General features: G+C 39.6%; 2 protein-coding genes. Both read right to left on the reverse strand.

The genetic code is table 11. From position 1 onward, the window contains the following. Window positions 1–174 precede the first annotated feature (174 nt). Complete coding sequence (locus GKG43_RS22675) at window positions 175–636, reverse strand: hypothetical protein (protein WP_129880143.1); 462 nt, start codon at window positions 634–636, stop codon at window positions 175–177. Between the two features lie 135 nt (window positions 637–771). Then, window positions 772–1,941 (reverse strand): relaxase/mobilization nuclease domain-containing protein, encoded by a 1,170-nt coding sequence (locus GKG43_RS22680; protein ID WP_129880145.1) that lies wholly within the window; start codon window positions 1,939–1,941, stop codon window positions 772–774. Window positions 1,942–2,010: the final 69 nt, after the last annotated feature.

Here is a 2,010-nt window from a genome sequence, read left to right on the forward strand (position 1 = left end):
CCTTGGCTGACCGCCATTTAAGTTCCAGGGTGGCCGCCGAATATGGCACAGGTGGCCGTTTTGGCTGGCAATCTGCAACAAGAAAACGGACACTCCAAAAATCAATTTATACCTAATGTAACAACGGCGAGAAGATTCTCGCCGTTGTTACACTTATATTTAATTCAGAAGTTATTAATGCATTTTTTTATACCATGCTAAAGCATCATCCAATTCTGGATTCATGTAATGATTATCAATGTAATCAATCAATTCACCTGTAGGGGGAACACCGTACCTTGCATAGGCCTGAATACTCATTTTAAAACGCCCTATACCTTCAAGGTGTAAATCATAATTTGGACTGTCAACAAGACTATCTTCACCGCGGAGAATATTTCTCATTGTACTAGGCGAGAACACAGCACTCCAAGGAAATCCCGGATACACATCTCGGCCATCGTTAATTAGCTTGTTGTAGGCATCTTCCATATTTGCAGTGTATTCTTGTATTGCTGCTTCATCTAAAGGTTCTCTTTTATTTGTTGTAGGCGTATCTTGATTTATACTACCAACACTACTCTGGTTTTTATCTCTTCCTCGAGAAATGATTACGACAATGATTATCGCAATTGCAATCAAAATTATATACAACATAAAAACCTCCCATCATTTTAAAACACTTATACTTTATTAAATCATATCTGAAGCCTTGCTTCAATAATCCCCTTAAAATGCCCCTTAAAATGCTCTATTCTACAAAGAGCATCTGTTGTAAATTAACGACTTTTGTCAGCCCAATTCTTCTCTTTTTGTATTCATGAATCGATGGATGCTCTTATCCAAGTACCGGTCTATGTTCTTCTTCGCAGAAGTAAGTTCATTGACCTTCTTTTTTTCTTCCTGGTATGTGGCGTTCAAAGCTGTCTTTTCAGATGCAAGATAATCGTATTCTTCTTTAAGAGTTTTGAAAGGTGGCACTTTTGAATATCCCATCTCTTTTATCTGTCGATTGATAGATTCAAACAAAAGGATATCGCTTTCATGCTCGCGGTGAAGAGCCTCTTTGTCTTTATCCTTGGCGTTGTGATATTTCATATAGATTGGCTTAATCGCTCGGTAAGTCTTGGAGTATTCCATCATAGTAGACAAATGCTTCATGCGATCTTCAATGGCGCGCAGCTCGCTGCGGTGAGTTTCCATAGATTCAGTAGCTTCATCAAGAATAGCGGATAAGTTGCCGATGCCATCATAGTTTTCCTGAAGGTTGGCATAGTCTCTTGCAATCAGTTTAAGATTCTCACGAGTCATCCAGTTATGAAGTCCTGGAGAGCTATTGATTCTTTCATTGGATTCGATGAGCTCGCTTCTTTCTTTGGCAGCTTTCTTGAAAGGGAAAGGCTTGGACTTTGAGTGAATTCTACTCGCAAGGGCATCTTCCGTATAATCAGCCCCAAGTGTTTTGATTCGAGTGAATCGTTCTTGGTCTGATGCACGGACAGAGATGTATTTTCCTCTTTTGATTTCATACCCTTGCTGAGCGAGTTTGGAGATTAAATCTTCATAATCCTTGCAGAAAGGAATGAGCTTATCTATTGTTTCTTTGAGCTTAGCTTTATAGCTGGTGCCTTGCTTTGTCTGGATGTATTCATAATAGCTCTGTCCACGGTTAGGGCTTGGTGGAATGATATGCAATCCGTTTTCTGCGCAGAGCTGATCCGACAGATTTCTAATCTGATAATAAGTCTTCTTGTATGACTCATAATAACGATGGGTGATGTGGCTTACGGAATTAAAAATAATGTGGTTGTGGATGTGGCCTTTATCAATATGAGTGGCAATGACATACTGATATTTTCCATCCAGCATTTTGTCCGCAAGCTCGATTCCAATCTGATGAGCTTTCTCAGGAGATACTTCTCCAGGAAGAAAAGATTGGATGAGATGATGGGCGGTTACTATTCACAGTCGATTTAGCGTTCATTCTTTAGGAAGCTCGTAACAGAGCTTCTTTTTCTTTGCCATAATGCA

Source organism: Eubacterium sp. BIOML-A2 (assembly GCF_009680135.1).
Classification (GTDB): Bacteria; Bacillota; Clostridia; order Lachnospirales; family Lachnospiraceae; genus Faecalicatena; species Faecalicatena contortus_B.